This window comes from Clostridioides sp. ES-W-0018-02 (genome assembly GCF_020658175.1).
Classification (GTDB): Bacteria; Bacillota; Clostridia; order Peptostreptococcales; family Peptostreptococcaceae; genus Clostridioides.
This window is the reverse complement of record NZ_JACVVY010000007.1, coordinates 118,540-135,358: the sequence shown is the minus strand read 5'-3', so window position 1 is coordinate 135,358 and position 16,819 is coordinate 118,540. Positions and strand designations below refer to the sequence as shown.

The window sequence follows — 16,819 nt, the reverse complement described above, 5'->3', positions numbered from 1 at the left end:
ATTGAATATAATAGGAAATTTCTTAGGATTAATTCTTAAGGTAATATTTGAATTTGTTAACCACTATGGTATTTCTATAATAATTTTTACTATACTTGTAAAGATTATTTTACTACCATTAACAGTTAAACAGACTAAGTCAACAAAGGCAATGCAAGATATACAACCTCGTATAAAAGAGATACAAGAAAAATATAAAAATAAGCCAGAAAAACAAAATGAAGAAATTGTTAAGTTATATGGAGAAGCTAAAATTAATCCACTATCTGGTTGTTTACCTTTATTAATACAGTTTCCTATATTAATAGGATTATTTAGCGTTTTAAGAGAGCCAGTTGCTCATGGCGTTTTTGCAAATCAAGCTGCATTTATGGCAGCTGACAATGGGTTTTTATGGATAAAAAGTTTAACAGCACCAGATTATGTATTAGCAGTATTTTCAGGAGCAAGTGCATATGTAATGCAAAAGGTAATGACTCCAAAGGACCAACTACAAGGCTCTATGAAAGTAATGACATATGTAATGGCAGGGATGTCTTTCTATTGGGGATTTATATTCCCAGCAGGACTTACATTGTACTGGACAGTAAGTAACTTATTCTCAATAGCTCAGTATTACTTAATAATGAATCCTTTAAAAGCTAAGCTGGCTGCTAACTCTAAGGAGGAAAAAGTTAATGAGAAAAAGCCTAAAATTAATAAAAAGTAAAAGTAAAGAAGAAGCTATAAATAAGGCGATAGCAGATTTAAATTTAAAAGTAGAGGATATAGAGGTAGAAATACTAGAAAATCCAAGCAAGGGGTTTTTAGGTTTTATAGGTGCTAAAGATGGTACCTATGAAATTTTTGTTATTGAAAGGGAACTAGATGTAGCTAAAAATTTTATAGAGGTAATGTTGAAAAATGCAAATGTTGATGCCAAAGTCAATGTATCTCAAAAAGATAATTTAATCATGGTTGATATTGAAGGCAAAGAAGCTGCAAGTTTAATTGGTAGAAGAGGGGAAACTTTAGATTCTATTCAATTTTTAACTGGATTAGCTCTTAATAAAATAAATAAAGACTCTCATACAAGAGTACTTGTAGATATAGAAAACTATAGGTCAAAAAGAGAAGAATCTTTAATAAGATATGCTAATAAGGTTGCTAGAGAAGTAGCGAAAACAAGAAAAACTAAAAAATTAGATTATATGAATCCATATGAGAGAAGAATAATACATTCAGCCCTTCAAAATGACAAATATGTAATTACATATAGTGAAGGAACCGATCCATATAGAAGATTAGTAATTGAGTGTAAAAGATAAAATCAACCTCCTAAACATTAGGGGGTTTTATTTTTTAATCTTATTAAATCATTGTAATTGGTCAAAAATAAATCTATATGTAAAAATTATAAATTAAGAGGTGATAAATTTGTTTATAGATGATACAATAGCGGCTATAGCTACAGCACCTGGAGAAGGTGGTATAGGTATACTGAGAATAAGTGGAGAAAAAGCTTTAAAAGTTGCAGAAGAAATCTTTAAATCCATGTCAGGAAAGAGTATAAAAGATTATAATAAAAGAACATTAATATATGGAAATATTGTAGATAATGAAAATGCAATAGATGAAGTATTATTGGCATATATGAAGGGGCCCAATTCATACACAGGAGAAGATGTTATAGAAATAAATTGCCATGGTGGATTTATTTCAGTAAAGAAAATTTTAGAACTAATATTATCTAAAGATGTTAGATTGGCAGAAGCTGGGGAGTTTACTAAAAGAGCATTTTTAAACGGAAGAATAGATTTATCTCAAGCAGAAGCAGTAATAGATGTTATAAAGGCAAAAACTGATATAGCTCATGAAGTTGCTCAAAACCAGTTAGAGGGTTCTCTATCAAAGAAGATAAGAGACTTAAGAGATAAAGTTACTGAGATACTGGCACATGTAGAAGTTGCTATAGATTATCCTGAAGAAGATATTGAACATATAACATATCAAACGCTTAAGGATAAAACTGGTGAACTTAAAAAAGAAATTAAAAAATTATATGATACAGCTGAAAGTGGGAAAATACTTAGAGAAGGCTTGAAAACAGTAATTGTTGGGAAACCAAATGTAGGAAAATCTTCACTGCTTAACTCTATTTTGGGAGAAAATAGAGCTATAGTTACAGACATACCAGGAACTACTAGAGATGTTATAGAGGAATTTGTTAATATAAAAGGTATACCTCTTAAGATAGTTGATACAGCAGGTATAAGAGATACTGATGATATAGTTGAAAAAATAGGAGTTGAGAAATCTAAAGAATCATTTACAAGTGCTGATTTAATTATAATGGTTTTAGATGCATCAAGAAAGTTGTCAGAAGAAGATATAGAAATATTAAAGAAGCTTAAAGATAAACAAACAATAGTACTATTAAATAAAAATGACTTAAAACAAGAGATTGAAGAAGAAAAAATACTTAAATATGTAGAAAATAATAGTATAATAAGAATATCAGCTTTACAGCAAGAAGGCATAGAAGCATTACAAGATAAGATAGAGTCTATGGTATATAAAGGAAGTATCAAAAACAATTCTAGTTTAATAGTAACTAATTCTAGACATAAGGATGCACTTGGTAAGGCATATAAGTCTGCAACAGATGCTTTAATTGCTCTAGAACAAAGTATGCCATTTGACTTTGTAGAAGTAGATTTAAAAAATATATGGGACTACCTTGGATATATTAATGGAGATACAGTAACAGAAGATTTACTAGATAATATATTCCATAACTTCTGTATAGGAAAATAGGATGTAAAATACAAAAGGAAAGAAAATATAGAAGTAATAAATTTCATTTTTTATTGTAGAAATTATAGATATTTTATAGTGTTTCTCATGAAACATTAATATTAAAAAGAAAGGAATTATAAATGATAAAGTTTGAAGCAGGAAAATATGATGTTATAGTAGTTGGGGCAGGTCACGCGGGATGTGAAGCTGCTTTAGCTACGGCAAGAATGGGATATAAAACTTTGATAATAACAATGTCTTTAGATTCTATTGCATTAATGCCTTGCAATCCATCAATTGGTGGAACGGGTAAAGGTCAATTAGTAAAAGAGATAGATGCTTTAGGTGGTCAAATGGGACTAAATATAGACAAGACATATATACAAAGTAGAATGTTAAATACTGCTAAAGGACCAGCAGTTCATTCTTTGAGAGCCCAAGCAGATAAATTTAAATACCATGAAGAAATGAAAAAAACATTAGAAAATGAGCCAAACCTCGATATAGCTATGGATGAAGTTGTAGAAATATTACATGAAGGAAATGTTGTAATAGGTGTTGGAACTAAGCTAGGATGTTCATTTAAATCTAAAGCTGTAATATTAGCTACTGGAGTTTATTTAAATTCAAAAATATATATGGGTGAGGTGGCATTTTACGAAGGTCCTAATGCACTAGGATATGCAAAATACCTTACAGATAGTTTAGTTGAATTAGGTCTTAGAATGAGAAGATTTAAAACAGGAACACCAGCAAGAGTCCATAGAGATAGTATAGATTTCTCTGTAATGTCTCTACAAGAAGGTGACGAAAAAGTAACTCCTTTCTCATTTATGAATGAAAACATAGAGAAAGAGCAAGAACCTTGTTATTTAACAAGAACCACTGAAGATACTCAAAGAGTTATACTAGATAATTTAAAAAGGTCTGCCATGTATAGTGGAGTTATAGAAAGTACTGGGCCAAGATATTGTCCTTCTATAGAAGATAAAGTAGTAAGATTTAGTGATAAAACTTCACATCAATTGTTTATAGAGCCAGAGGGTTTGAATACTAAAGAAATGTATATTCAAGGGATATCAACTAGTTTACCTTTTGAAGTTCAACTAGATATGTATAAAACTATAAAGGGGCTTGAAAACTGTAAGATAATGAGACCTGCATATGCTATAGAATATGATTGTGTTGACCCAACACAATTAAAAATAAGTTTAGAAATAAAAGGTGTTGAAAACTTATTTAGTGCAGGGCAATTTAATGGAACTTCTGGATATGAAGAAGCAGCAGCTCAAGGGCTTATGGCGGGTATAAATGCTGTTAGAAAGATAGAAGGAAAAGAACCTTTTGTATTAGATCGTTCAGAAGCATATATAGGTGTATTATTAGATGACCTTGTTACTAAAGGAACTAATGAACCTTATAGAATGATGACATCAAGAGCAGAATATAGATTGTATTTAAGACAAGATAATGCGGATATGAGATTGACTCAAAAGGGTTATGAATTAGGCTTAGTTAAAAAAGATAGATATGAAAGATTCATAAATAAAAAGGATGCTGTTGAAAAAGAATTTGAAAGATTAAAGAGCGAAAGAGTTACACCAAAGGAAGTAAATAATTTACTAGAAGAAAAAGGTGCAACGCCAATAAAAGTTGGAATATCACTGTATGAGTTTTTAAAAAGACCAGAAGTATCCTATGAATTGCTTGAAGAAATAGGAAAAGATGCTGGTGAAGATGTTTCAAGAGAAGTTAAAGAACAATGCGTAATAATGACTAAGTATGAAGGTTATATAGACAAGCAATTAAAACAGATAGACCAATTTAAAAAGCTTGAGAATAAAAAATTAGATGAAAAAATAAATTATTCATCAATAGAAGGACTTAGATTAGAAGCAAGACAAAAACTAGATGACATAAAACCTATTTCAATAGGTCAAGCATCTCGTATATCAGGTGTTTCTCCAGCTGATATATCAGTGTTACTTATACACCTAGAACAAGTTAGAAGAACTAGAGGTGGAAAAAGTGAATAATATAGAACTTCTAGAAAATGGAATTAAAAATTTTAATATAGATACAAATGATGATATGTTACAAAAATTTAAAACTTATAGAGATATACTAGTTGATTGGAATCAAAAAATGAACCTTACAGGAATAGAGGATGAAAAAGAAGTATATATAAAACACTTTTTAGACTCTATTTCAGCTGTAAAAAATGGATATATAAAAAATGGTATGTCCATAATAGATGTTGGTACAGGTGCTGGTTTTCCAGGTATACCACTAAAAATATGTTTAGAGGAGTTAGAGTTAACCTTATTGGACTCTTTAAATAAAAGAATAAGCTTTCTAGAAGAAGTTGCTAGAGCATTAGAACTAGAGGGTATTAAATTTATACATGGAAGAGCTGAAGATTTTGGAAAAGATGAAAAGTACAGGGAAAAGTATGATATTGCTACAGCAAGAGCTGTAGCTGGATTACCAATTCTTATGGAATTTTGTGTACCATTTGTAAAAGTAGGAGGATATTTTATTTGTTTAAAAGGTCCAAATGCTAATCTAGAATTAGAGGAATCAAAAAAGGCTATAGATATTTTAGGATTAGAGTTTGTTGAAAAAATAGATGTAGAATTACCAGAAATAGATTTAAATCATAATATATTAGTTTTTAAAAAGATACATGAAACACCAGTTAAATACCCTAGAAAAGCTGGTAAGCCAGCTAAAAATCCTATTAAATAATCAAGATATTAATTAGTAGGCAACCTTAATCATTTCTCAGGAAATAATTAAGGTTGCCTCAAAACAAACAAAAATAAAGGAATTATTAAAGTAGATGCAGAAATAAAATTGTATGTACATATAGAGAACAAAAATATTTATATCTAAAATAAGAGAGGTATGTTATGGAAGATAAAAGAGTTATGGAGATACCTATAGAAGATATAGTTCCAAATCCATACCAACCAAGAAAAATATTTTCACAAGTTTCATTGGAGGAATTGAGCAATTCTATAAAGGTATATGGTATAATTCAACCTATAACAGTTAGAGCAAAAGATGGTAAATATGAACTAATTGCTGGAGAAAGAAGATTAAGAGCAGCTAAGTTAGCAGAGCTTAAAACTGTACCAGCAATTATAAATAATATGAACGATGAATCTTCTGCTGTTCTAGCGTTATTAGAAAATTTGCAACGAGAAGACTTAAATTTTATTGAAGAAGCAATTGGCTATGAAAACTTAATAAAAGAGCATGCTTTTACTCAACAGCAATTAGCAGAAAAATTAGGTAAAAATCAATCTACTGTAGCAAACAAGCTTAGAATATTAAAGCTTCCAAACGATATAAAAATGAAGCTAATAGAGAATAATTTAACAGAAAGACATGCTAGGGCATTCCTTAAATTACCAAGTGAAGATTTAATGAAAAGTGTACTAGAAAAGGTCATAAAGAATGAATTGACTGTTAAAAAAACAGAAAAACTGATACAAGATATACTAGAAGAAATTGAAATTCAAGAAGAGCCTGATAAAAAACAGAATATAAAGGGTGCTATGAGTATAAGAATTTACATAAATACTATAAAGCAAGCCTTTGATGCTATATCAAATACAGGAATTGATGCTAAGTATAATGAAATAGATAAGGGAGATTATATGGAAGTTGTTGTAAAAATCCCTAAAAAATAGAGATTACTGCTTACCAGTAATCTTTTTTTTTAAAACAAGCCTTGTAATATAAATTGATTTATAGACATTATTTATAATTATAAAAGCAACTAGTCAATATTTAAAATTAATTTGATTCTTAAAGGGGGGAACATCATGGGCAAAGTTATAGCTATATTTAATCAAAAGGGCGGAGTCGGAAAAACTACAACAAATGTAAATTTAAGTGCCAGTTTAGGAACCTTAGGAAAAAAGATATTAGTATTAGATTTGGACCCTCAAGGAAATACAACTAGTGGATATGGTATTGATAAAAATGAAGTAGAAAATACAATCTATGAGATTATGTTAGATGGTTTGCATATTAAAGAAGCAATAATAAAAACAGAGTTTGAAAATGTAGATGTAGTTCCATCAGCTACGGAACTAGCAGGTGCAGAGATAGAGCTTGCATCTATAAATAATAGAGAGTATATTTTAAAAAATTCCATAAAAGTAGTAAAGGATGAATACGACTATATATTTTTGGATTGCCCACCTTCACTTGGAATGCTTACAATAAATTGTCTAACGGCTGTAGATAGTGTTTTAATTCCTATACAATGTGAATATTATGCCTTAGAAGGTGTAAGTCAATTAATGGAGACTATAAAATTAGTAAAATCAAGATTAAATACAGATATAGAAATTCAAGGTGTTGTTTTGAGTATGTTTGATGGAAGAGCCAATCTATCAATACAAGTTGTTGAAGAAGTTAAAAAGTACTTTAAAGGTAGTGTATACACTACTCTAATTCCAAGAAATGTAAGACTTGCAGAAGCTCCTAGTCATGGTAAACCAGCAATTTATTATGATAAAAGATGTAGGGGGTCTGTAGCTTATTTGGAACTAGCAGAAGAATTTATAGATTTAGAAGAGGAGGAGTGGTAGTATGGAGAATAAGTCTAAAAGAAGTAATAGATTGGGTCGAGGTCTTAGTGCATTGATACCAGAAATTAAAGGAGAAACTTCAGATAAAGAAATAGTTAATATAGATATAGACAAAATATATCCAAACGAAGTTCAGCCAAGAAAGCAATTTGATGAAGAAAAAATAAAAGTATTATCTGAGTCTATAAAAAATTATGGTGTACTACAACCAATAGTAGTTAAAAGAGATGAAAACAATAAGTACATGATAATAGCTGGTGAAAGAAGATTTAGAGCATCAAAACTTGCAAATAAAAGTCAAATACCTGCTATAATTAAAGATATAGAGATGAAAGACATAATGGAGATAGCTTTAATTGAAAACTTACAGAGAGAAGATTTAAATTCAATAGAAGAAGCACTAGCATATAAAAGTTTAATTGAGCATTATAATGTAACTCAAGAAGAAATATCAGAAGCTGTCGGTAAAAGTAGACCTCATATAACTAACACTTTGAGACTTTTAAATCTAGGACAAGATGTTATAGACATGATAGATAGTGGTAAAATCACAGCAGGTCATGGAAAGGCTCTATTAAGAATTGTAGATAAAAAATTACAACTACAAATTGCAAAAAAGATAGAAGAGGAAGAACTTTCTGTAAGAGAAGTTGAAAACATTGCAAAAAAAATATCTGAAAATAAAGAAGAAGATATGCCAAAGAAGTCTAAGCCTAAAGATGTATTTATTTTAGATGTAGAAGATAAACTTAGAAATATTTTTGGAACTAAAGTAAATATTTCCAAAGGTAAGAAAAAAGGTAAAATAGAGATAGAATACTATAATGATGATGATTTAAACAGTATTGTATCAATGCTTCTTGAATAACACACAAATATAAAATAGAGAGGACGATGAATATGATTTATCTAGACAATGCTGCAACTACATATCCAAAACCAGAAAGAGTTTATGATGCTGTTTTAGATTGTATGAAAAACTATTGTGCAAATCCAGGAAGAGCAGGGCATAAGCTTGCTATGCGAGCTGCTAGAGAAATTTATGATACAAGAGAAAATATAGCTAAGTTATTTAATGTAAGTAATCCTATGAATATAGTATTTACGTCTAATGCAACAGACTCTTTGAATTTAGCAATAAAAGGTGTATTACAAAAAGGAGATCATGTAATAACAACATCTATGGAACATAATTCAGTAATAAGACCTATAAAAGCTCTTGAGAAAAAAGGGGTTGAAAATACTGTAGTAAAATGTGATGATGAAGGTTTTTTAGATTATGAAGAGTTAGAAAAATCAATAAAGGATAACACTAAGCTGATTGTAACTACACATGCATCTAATGTATGTGGAACATTAATAGATATAAAAAAAGTTGGAGAAATAGCTAAGAAACATAATATAATATTCTTGGTAGATGCATCACAAACAGCAGGTGTTTATGATATAGATGTGAAGAAATGTAATATAGATATGTTGGCTATGCCAGGTCATAAATGCTTATTTGGACCTCAAGGAACAGGTATCTTATATGTAAGAGAAGGCCTAAATTTGAATATATTAAAAGAGGGTGGAACAGGTAGTAAATCAGAAGAAATGGTTCAACCAGAACTGTTCCCAGATAAATACGAGTCAGGAACTCATAATACTCCAGGTATAGCAGGGCTTAACCAAGGTGTATTATTTATATTTGAAAGAGGAATCAACAATATAAGACAACATGAAGAAGAATTATGTCAATATATGCTAAATAAGTTAGAAGAAGTATCAGATATAAAGATATATGGACCAAAAGACAGTAAAAAAAGAGCCTCAGTAATAGCTATAAATATAGGAAACATGGATTCTGGAGAGGTTACTTTCTTATTAGATAGTGAATATAATATAGCAACTAGATCAGGAATACATTGTTCTCCATTAGCTCATACTACTTTAGGTACGTTAAAACAAGGTGCGGTAAGATTCAGTATAGGATATTTTAATACGAAAGATGAGATAGATAAAGCAATAGATGCCTTGAAGAAAATTTCAAAAAATAAATAGTATAAATTACAACATAAAAATAGTGTCAACTTTATAGATAGTTGACACTATTTTTGTAGCTTAATATAATTTAAAAACTTACTTTAAATAATCTCCATCTTCAAGAACTATATGACCACTTTCATAGTTAGCGCCATCAACAGTAAGCTTTATTTGTTCAACATTCATGTTTTTTATGTAAGTACGTGCAACTGAATCAAGCATTAAAGTTTCTGCATCACTACCTAAGTTTGATTTTGTAAAATCAGAGTTAACATCTAATATACCAGTTTTTACACCATCAATATCTTTTGTAGTAAATGAATTTAGTTTTGCAGATTCTGGAATTACTTTAAGCTTTTGTAGTTCAGCAAATAAAGTGTTTTCATCAATTTTTTCTAAATCAACCTTATTCTCAATTAAATCTGTTTTGTCTACATCAAAAGAATAAATAACAGCAGACTCCGTCTTTTTTTCTTCCTTTGGAGCTGATGTAGACTTTTTATTAGGAACTTCTTTTTCATCATTATTTTCTTTATTGTTTTCTTCCTTTGGTTGCTCAACATTTGTATTATTTTTAGTTTCTTTTTTAGTTGCTTCATTTTGAGCATTGCTACATCCAACTGCCAATATAGATATAGATAATATACTTAACACTAACATTATTTTCTTGTTTTTCATAAAAATTACTCCTCTCAAGATACTATTCTTATATATAATTATAATCGTTATGACTGAATATATGAATACAAAATAGTAACAAATTTAAAAAATGATTTATTTAAGTTAATTAAATACAAAATAAACTAAATATTAGTCATTTTTATGGGAAATCATTTAATGTATAGAGAAAATATTGTAAAATAAAAGTAGTGTTTTTAAAATAAATATAAGTTATAATTATATTATAAAAAAATGTCTTCAAAAGGTGGGAATAGTATGGAAATTTTGAGCTTAGGAGAAAAGATTAAGAAATTAAGAAAAGAAAAAAATATGACATTAAAAGAGTTAGCTGGAGATAGAATAACAGCAGCACAAATAAGCCATATAGAGAGAGATAAATCTCATACTAGTTATGAACTGTTGGAATATCTAGGTGATAAGTTAGATGTAAGCGTGGAATATTTATTAGAAACAAAAGAAATGCAGTCAAAAAAGATAACAGATAATTTAATACTGCAAAGTGAAATTTATATAAAAGAGAATGAGTTAAACAAGGCTGAGGACCAAATAAAAGAAGTTTTAGATATATGTAAGAGATACGATTTAATGGAGAACTATGGCAGATGCAATTTTCTTATGGCTAACATTAACTTAAAAAAATCTAATTACAATAATGCTATAGAAAACTTTGAAAAGGCTTTATTTTTCTTTATAAAAAACAATGATAGTGAAAACATACTAAAGTGCTATTTAAACATAGGAAAGATATATATGCAAGAAGACTTTTATAAAGGTGCGATAAGTCACTTTAATTTTGCAGAGGAAATTTTGTCAGAGAATAAGTTTGAGGATATTAACGTATATAAGGAATTATATAGTAAGATGGCATATTGTTATATAAAATTAGATAATCCAAATATGTCATTAAAGTACATAGATAAAATAAATGAAATAGATAATAAAAATGATAGAAAAGAAGATGTCGATATTTTGGTGTTAAAAGCAAACAACATGCTTGAGATTGGAAAATATGAGGAATCAAAAGAGTATTTTAAAAAAGCACTAAAAATACTTGAAAATGAAGATAATAAAACTGGAATAGCAAATGTATACTTAACAATTTGTGATGTTTATAGAAAAATAGGTGAGACAGATAGAGTTCTTGAATATTCTCAAAAAGTGTACAACATAAAGAAAAATGATGAAGACGAATATATGATGTCAGGTTTATTCAAGATAATAGAAGCGTACATAGATAAAGAAGATTATGATTTAGCTAGAAAATATTGTAAAATAGCTTTAGCATCATCAATAAAAAATAAAAATAAGTTTAATGAGTATAAGGCATTAAAATTCTATTCTAATATGTATAAGAATCAAAATGAAATTACTCTTGCTATTGAGTATTTAATTAAATGTATAAAAATAGTATCAGACTTAGGTAATAATAAGATATTAGCAAACTTGTACATAGACTTAGGTCAATTATATTCAAGCATATCAAAAGAGAAAGAATTAGAGTACTACCAAAAGGGAGTATTTATGTATAAAAATTTAGAGATAATGTAAGTATAATAAACCTATAATAGTATAGAAACAATCTATAACAAGCAAGATAATATCTATGATAAAATATAAATTGTATGAATAATTTTAAGGAGATGAATCAAACAATGAGTATAAAAATAGATGCTAGAGGGCTTGCTTGTCCTAAACCAGTTATAAATACAAAAAAAGAATTAGATAATATAGAAGAAGGCATTGTAGTTACAACAGTTGACAATGAAACAGCAAAAGAAAATATATTAAAGCTTGCTAAATCTTTAAATTGTGAAGCAAGGATTGTTGATGAAAAAGAAAACTTAATTTCTATAGAAATTAAAAAAGGTAATAATGTTGTATTTCAAAAAGAAGAAAGCGAACTAGAAGATACATGTGTATTTATATCTTCAGATAAGATGGGATTGGGAAATGATGAATTAGGACAAGTATTAATAAAAGGTTTTATATATACTTTAACAGAATCAAAGCCATATCCTAAACATATACTTTTAGTTAATGGAGGAGTAAAATTAAGTGCTGAAAATGAAGCAACTATAGAAAATCTTAAAATACTTGAAGATGCAGGGGTAGAAATTTTATCTTGTGGAACCTGTTTAGATTACTATAATTTAAAAGAAAAATTACAAGTTGGTTCAGTTACAAATATGTACACTATAGTTGAAACATTAAAAAATGCATCAAATACTATTTCTATATAATGTATGTTTGTTTAACAATATAAAGTTAATAGGAAATATTAAACTAAAGAAAAGTAGATAGTCAGAAAGGATTAAGCAATGAATCAAATGTATATAGTATCATTTAATTCTACACATCATGCAATAAGGTCAGAAAAGCTATTTGATGAAAATGGTTTAAAAGTAATGGCTCTTCCAACACCAAGAGAAATAACAGCAAGCTGTGGAATATCAATTAAATTTTCTTTTGAAGATATGAAAAAAATAAAGACAATTTTAGTTGAAAATAATGTAGATATAAAGGGAATTTACTGTATAAGTAAATTAGAGGATGGCTCAAGGGAAGCAAAGAAGTTAGATTAGGAGGCTAATTATTTATGCCAATGGATTTAAAAATAGGGGATATTGTTGAATTGAAAAAACAACATGCATGTGGATGTAAAGAGTTTGAAATCGTAAGAACTGGAATGGATATAAAGATAAAATGTACGAAATGTTCAAGGCTAATAATGCTTGATAGAGAGACATTAGAAAAGAGAGTAAAAAAGCTAATAAAAAAATGATATAAATTTAACATTTAAAAAATGTCAAATACCGTATATTAATATCCAAATTTTTGGTATAATAGAAATTGAAGAAAACATTTTCATGGGGGTGCTTTAATTATGGCAGTTAAATATGCAAAAAGAATGGAAGGTTTACAAGGATCTGAAATACGTGAGCTTTTAAAACTTACTCAACAACCACAAATAATATCTTTTGCGGGTGGAATGCCTGCTCCAGAATTATTTCCAGTTGAAGAAATGAAAAAAGTATCAGTTGCAGTGCTTGAAGAAAATGGAAGATCAGCTATGCAATATACTACAACAGAAGGATATGAACCATTAAGAGAAAAAATAGCAGCTAGAATGAATGACAAAAACAAAACTAATGTAGATAAAGATGATATATTAGTTACAAGTGGTTCTCAACAAGGTCTAGATTTTGCAGGAAAAGTATTTATTGATGAAGGTGATGTAATTTTATGTGAAAGCCCATCTTACATAGGAGCTATAAATGCATTTAAATCTTACCAACCTAAATTCATAGATGTTCCAACAGATTCTAATGGAATGATAATGGAAGAACTAGAAAAAATACTAGAAACAACTGATAGAATAAAAATGATTTATGTAATACCTGATTTCCAAAATCCAACAGGAAGAACTTGGCCACTTGAAAGACGTAAAAAATTCATGGAAATAGTAAATAAATATGAAATACCAGTAATAGAAGATAATCCATATGGAGATTTAAGATTTGAGGGAGAATCTTTACCATCTTTAAAATCAATGGATACAAAAGGATTAGTAATATTCTTAGGAACTTTCTCTAAAATATTCTGCCCAGGATACAGATTAGGATGGACTTGTGCTTCTCCAGAAATACTATCTAAATTTAACTTTGCAAAACAAGGTGCAGACTTACAAGCATCAACTATATCTCAAATGGAAGTAAGTAAATTTATGGATATGTATGACTTAGATGAACACGTTGATAAAATAAAAGCTGTTTATATCAAACGTAGAGATGTTATGCTTAAGACTATGGAAGAAGAATTCCCAGAAGGATTAGTATTTACTCATCCAGAAGGTGGATTATTTACATGGGTAGAGCTTCCAAGTAATTTAAATGCTAAAGAATTAATGCCAAAATGCTTAGAAAAGAATGTTGCTTATGTTGCTGGAGGAGGATTCTTCCCTAATGGTGGTAGAGAAAATACTTTCAGACTTAACTATTCAAATATGCCAGAAGAAAAAATAATAGAAGGTATCAAAAACATAGCATCAGTTTTAAAAGAAGCTATGGGTGTTGAAGCTTAATTAAAAATAATAACTTAAGATATATTATAAGGGATGGCAATAGCCATCCCTTGTTAATTTAAAAAATATATTTCACCTTATATTAAATATTAAAATTTGTCCAAAATTTAAATTGACATAAATAAGAAAAAATGATAAAATGTGTAGGTATGAGATTTTAGTCTCATTTCTCTGCTCTAAGAGTGTAGAGCCGTTAAGTCCAAAGGGAGGTGAATTATAGTGAGAAATTATGAATTAGTTTATGTAGTAAAGCCAAACTCTGATGAAGAAACAAGAGAAGCTGTACTAAACAAAGTTAAGGAAGTTGTTGCAACTGAAGGAGAAATAGTTAAAGTTGATACTTGGGGAACTAAAAAATTAGCTTATCCAATAGCTAAGTTTACAGAAGGTTTCTATGTGTTAGTTAACTTCAAATCAGCAGTAGACGTTCCTAAAGAAATAGACAGAAACTTAAAGATAAATGAAAACGTAATAAGACACATGATAGTTGTTGCTTAACAACTAGTTTTATTATAAAAAATAGGTGGTGTTTTTATGAATCAAGTTGTATTAGTGGGAAGGTTAACTAAAGACCCTGAATTAAGATACATCCCAGGTACAGGAACACCAGTGGCATCATTTACAATAGCCATTGATAGAGACTATGTAAAAAAAGATGGATCTAAAGAAACTGATTTTATACCTGTTGAAGTAATGGGTAAATCCGCTGAATTTTGTGCCAACTACATAACTAAAGGTAGATTAGTTGCACTTCAAGGATCGATAAGAGTAGACAATTATCAGACACAATCAGGCGAAAAAAGAACTTTTACAAAAGTAAGTACTAGATCGGTACAAGCTTTAGATAGCAAGAATAAATCGGAAAATTCATATAAAGAGAGTGCTCCAGCTTTTGAGCCAAGCTTTGAACCTCAAGGGTTAGACCCACAAGGTTTCCAAGCTATAGATGATGACGATATACCATTTTAAAAAGGAGGGAAAAAAGTCATGATGAATAAAAAAAGACGTAAGAAAAAAAGAGTTTGTCAATTTTGTGCTGACAAAAACGCTAAAATAGATTACAAAAGTACTCAGAGATTACAAAAGTATATAACTGAAAGAGGAAAGATATTACCAAGAAGAATATCTGGAACTTGTGCTAAGCATCAAAGAGAATTAACAGTTGCTATAAAAAGATCAAGAAATATAGCACTTTTACCATATACATTAGATTAAAAAATGAGCCTTGTGCTCATTTTTTATTATAGATATTTATATAAGTAAATGAGACGAGCTATAACGCTCGTTTTTTTGTTTATATACTTAAATATATTATTATTTATGATATAATATTATATATTAAGGAGGGTTGCAAACGTGAAAATAGATAAAGGTTCTGAGATAACAAGAAACATAAAGATAATAGAGTGGATGAAAACAGAAATATTAATGAGTGTAAGTGATTTGTTTAACTTATTATTTAAAGGGGTAAAACCTTTAGATGAGGCAATTCAAGATACTCTAGCAAATATAATAATGATAACATATCTCTTAGCAAAGAGATTAGGAATTAGTTTTAGAGACGTAGATTATAAAGTCAAGGAAAAAATAAAAATTGGTATAGAGGAAGACCATAGTGTTGAAAGATGGTATGGAGATTTATCTAACTTAAAAAAACATATGGATAATAGGGAGTGATATTAAATTGAATAATAAAATTAGACTATCTAAAGCCATGTCTATAATAGTTTTAGCTATAATAATTGCTTTAGTAATAGCCTATATTCCAATGCTAGGAATGTTTAGCATATTAGCAGCTGTCCCATATGTAATTATAGGTGCCATCACTGATAAAAAGTATTCTTTTTTATCTATTTTGATTACATTTTGTGTGCTAGTTTTATTTGCAGACATTTCGTATGCATTAAATATATGTATAATGTATTCTTTGCCAGGCATAGCAATAGGAAAGATGCTAAAGAGAAGTTTTGAGCAAGAAGATAGTAATAAATTTGAACCAATATATGGAGGAACAATAATATTTGTGCTTGCAATGGTTGTGTATTTCTTTGTATTGAAGACATTTTTAAATGTAAATTTATTAGATGAAGTTTCTAAAATGATAACAGAAATTGTAAATATTCAAAAAAATAGTTTTTCTGCAACTGAGCTTAAAGTATTTGATAAAATGAAGCCAGATGAAATTGTAAGTTATTTTACAAATATGCTACCAATGATGTTATTCTTACAAGGTTTATTATCAGCATTTGTAACATATTATTTAAGCGTATTCTTTATCAAAAGGATTACAAATTTGAATATAAGATTTCCTAAATTTGCTGACTTTTATTTACCAGGAAATGCTATAGTCACAACTTTTTTACTTTATTTATTAGTCTTATTTATTGAAATTATTGGCTCAAAATTATATACAGAATTAATAATGACTAATTTACAGCTAGTTTTTAACTTAATGTTTGTAATTCAAGGAATAGCAGTTTGTATTTATTATTTAAAGAAATGGATAAGACAAGGGCCAAATAAAATTATGTTTCTTTCAGGGATAATTTTATGTTTATTTGGATTTATGGGAATATCTTTTGTTGGTATGGTAGATAGTATAATTGACTTTAGAAAGGTGAGAAGTTATAAATCCACTTAGGAGGAT

Annotated in this window: 20 protein-coding genes; 19 read left to right on the top strand and 1 reads right to left on the bottom strand. The window is 28.7% G+C overall.

The annotated features are described in order from the left end of the window. The first annotated feature begins 1 nt into the window (after position 1). The 9 genes from IC219_RS15720 (at position 2) to IC219_RS15680 (ending at position 9,428) form a co-directional block, all read left to right on the top strand. Entirely contained in the window at positions 2-709 is a 708-nt protein-coding gene (locus IC219_RS15720; protein WP_227436572.1) for a YidC/Oxa1 family membrane protein insertase, read from the top strand. Further along, positions 678-1,307 carry an RNA-binding cell elongation regulator Jag/EloR gene (gene jag, locus IC219_RS15715; protein ID WP_227825086.1) on the top strand — a complete coding sequence of 210 codons (630 nt, stop codon included), beginning with the start codon at positions 678-680 and terminating at the stop codon, positions 1,305-1,307. The genes IC219_RS15720 and jag overlap by 32 nt, the downstream gene beginning before the upstream one ends. 109 nt (positions 1,308-1,416) lie before the next feature. After that, positions 1,417-2,796: a tRNA uridine-5-carboxymethylaminomethyl(34) synthesis GTPase MnmE gene (mnmE, locus tag IC219_RS15710; protein WP_227825085.1), complete on the top strand. Its 1,380-nt coding sequence runs from the start codon at positions 1,417-1,419 to the stop codon at positions 2,794-2,796. Positions 2,797-2,918: 122 nt separating this feature from the next. Continuing rightward, on the top strand, positions 2,919-4,814 hold the full coding sequence (gene mnmG, locus IC219_RS15705; protein ID WP_227831491.1) for a tRNA uridine-5-carboxymethylaminomethyl(34) synthesis enzyme MnmG: 1,896 nt from the start codon (positions 2,919-2,921) through the stop codon (positions 4,812-4,814). Continuing rightward, on the top strand, positions 4,807-5,526 hold the full coding sequence (gene rsmG, locus IC219_RS15700; protein WP_227831490.1) for a 16S rRNA (guanine(527)-N(7))-methyltransferase RsmG: 720 nt from the start codon (positions 4,807-4,809) through the stop codon (positions 5,524-5,526). Before mnmG ends, rsmG begins: the two co-directional genes overlap by 8 nt. A gap of 164 nt (positions 5,527-5,690) precedes the next feature. Continuing rightward, positions 5,691-6,476, top strand: a complete 786-nt coding sequence (gene noc, locus IC219_RS15695; RefSeq protein ID WP_227436562.1) for a nucleoid occlusion protein — start codon at positions 5,691-5,693, stop codon at positions 6,474-6,476. Between the two features lie 135 nt (positions 6,477-6,611). Beyond that, positions 6,612-7,385, top strand: coding sequence for a ParA family protein (locus tag IC219_RS15690; protein ID WP_227436560.1), 774 nt, complete (start codon positions 6,612-6,614; stop codon positions 7,383-7,385). Between the two features lies 1 nt (position 7,386). Continuing rightward, a complete protein-coding gene (locus IC219_RS15685; RefSeq protein WP_227436557.1) occupies positions 7,387-8,253 on the top strand; it encodes a ParB/RepB/Spo0J family partition protein in 867 nt (288 codons plus the stop codon). 32 nt (positions 8,254-8,285) lie between these two features. Beyond that, entirely contained in the window at positions 8,286-9,428 is a 1,143-nt protein-coding gene (locus IC219_RS15680; protein ID WP_227825083.1) for an aminotransferase class V-fold PLP-dependent enzyme, read from the top strand. Positions 9,429-9,506: 78 nt separating this feature from the next. Here the strand turns inward: IC219_RS15680 and IC219_RS15675 are convergent, their stop codons facing one another. Further along, positions 9,507-10,088, bottom strand: coding sequence for a GerMN domain-containing protein (locus IC219_RS15675; protein ID WP_227436554.1), 582 nt, complete (start codon positions 10,086-10,088; stop codon positions 9,507-9,509). 258 nt (positions 10,089-10,346) lie between these two features. On the opposite strand from IC219_RS15675, the gene rstA reads away from it, so the two are divergent. The 10 genes from rstA to IC219_RS15625 all read left to right on the top strand — a co-directional run bounded on the left by rstA (position 10,347) and on the right by IC219_RS15625 (position 16,813). Then, entirely contained in the window at positions 10,347-11,639 is a 1,293-nt protein-coding gene (gene rstA / locus IC219_RS15670) for a toxin production/motility transcriptional repressor RstA (protein ID WP_227436552.1), read from the top strand. Between the two features lie 104 nt (positions 11,640-11,743). Next, positions 11,744-12,331 carry a sulfurtransferase-like selenium metabolism protein YedF gene (gene yedF / locus IC219_RS15665; RefSeq protein WP_227831489.1) on the top strand — a complete coding sequence of 196 codons (588 nt, stop codon included), beginning with the start codon at positions 11,744-11,746 and terminating at the stop codon, positions 12,329-12,331. A 78-nt stretch (positions 12,332-12,409) separates the two neighbouring features. Further along, positions 12,410-12,673: a DUF3343 domain-containing protein gene (locus IC219_RS15660; protein ID WP_227831488.1), complete on the top strand. Its 264-nt coding sequence runs from the start codon at positions 12,410-12,412 to the stop codon at positions 12,671-12,673. A gap of 14 nt (positions 12,674-12,687) precedes the next feature. Next, positions 12,688-12,873: a DUF951 domain-containing protein gene (locus IC219_RS15655; protein ID WP_054275506.1), complete on the top strand. Its 186-nt coding sequence runs from the start codon at positions 12,688-12,690 to the stop codon at positions 12,871-12,873. A gap of 102 nt (positions 12,874-12,975) precedes the next feature. Beyond that, on the top strand, positions 12,976-14,172 hold the full coding sequence (locus IC219_RS15650; RefSeq protein ID WP_227436546.1) for a PLP-dependent aminotransferase family protein: 1,197 nt from the start codon (positions 12,976-12,978) through the stop codon (positions 14,170-14,172). Between the two features lie 219 nt (positions 14,173-14,391). Further along, the gene (gene rpsF, locus IC219_RS15645; protein WP_227436544.1) at positions 14,392-14,670 is read left to right on the top strand and encodes a 30S ribosomal protein S6; all 279 of its coding nucleotides are present in this window, start codon (positions 14,392-14,394) and stop codon (positions 14,668-14,670) included. Positions 14,671-14,706: 36 nt separating this feature from the next. Then, the gene (locus IC219_RS15640) at positions 14,707-15,141 is read left to right on the top strand and encodes a single-stranded DNA-binding protein (RefSeq protein WP_227436543.1); all 435 of its coding nucleotides are present in this window, start codon (positions 14,707-14,709) and stop codon (positions 15,139-15,141) included. An 18-nt stretch (positions 15,142-15,159) separates the two neighbouring features. Then, positions 15,160-15,387, top strand: coding sequence for a 30S ribosomal protein S18 (rpsR, locus tag IC219_RS15635; RefSeq protein ID WP_021386573.1), 228 nt, complete (start codon positions 15,160-15,162; stop codon positions 15,385-15,387). Between the two features lie 141 nt (positions 15,388-15,528). After that, a complete protein-coding gene (locus IC219_RS15630) occupies positions 15,529-15,849 on the top strand; it encodes a MazG-like family protein (RefSeq protein ID WP_227436541.1) in 321 nt (106 codons plus the stop codon). Between the two features lie 7 nt (positions 15,850-15,856). Next, positions 15,857-16,813 carry a YybS family protein gene (locus tag IC219_RS15625; protein WP_227436539.1) on the top strand — a complete coding sequence of 319 codons (957 nt, stop codon included), beginning with the start codon at positions 15,857-15,859 and terminating at the stop codon, positions 16,811-16,813. Positions 16,814-16,819 lie beyond the last annotated feature (6 nt).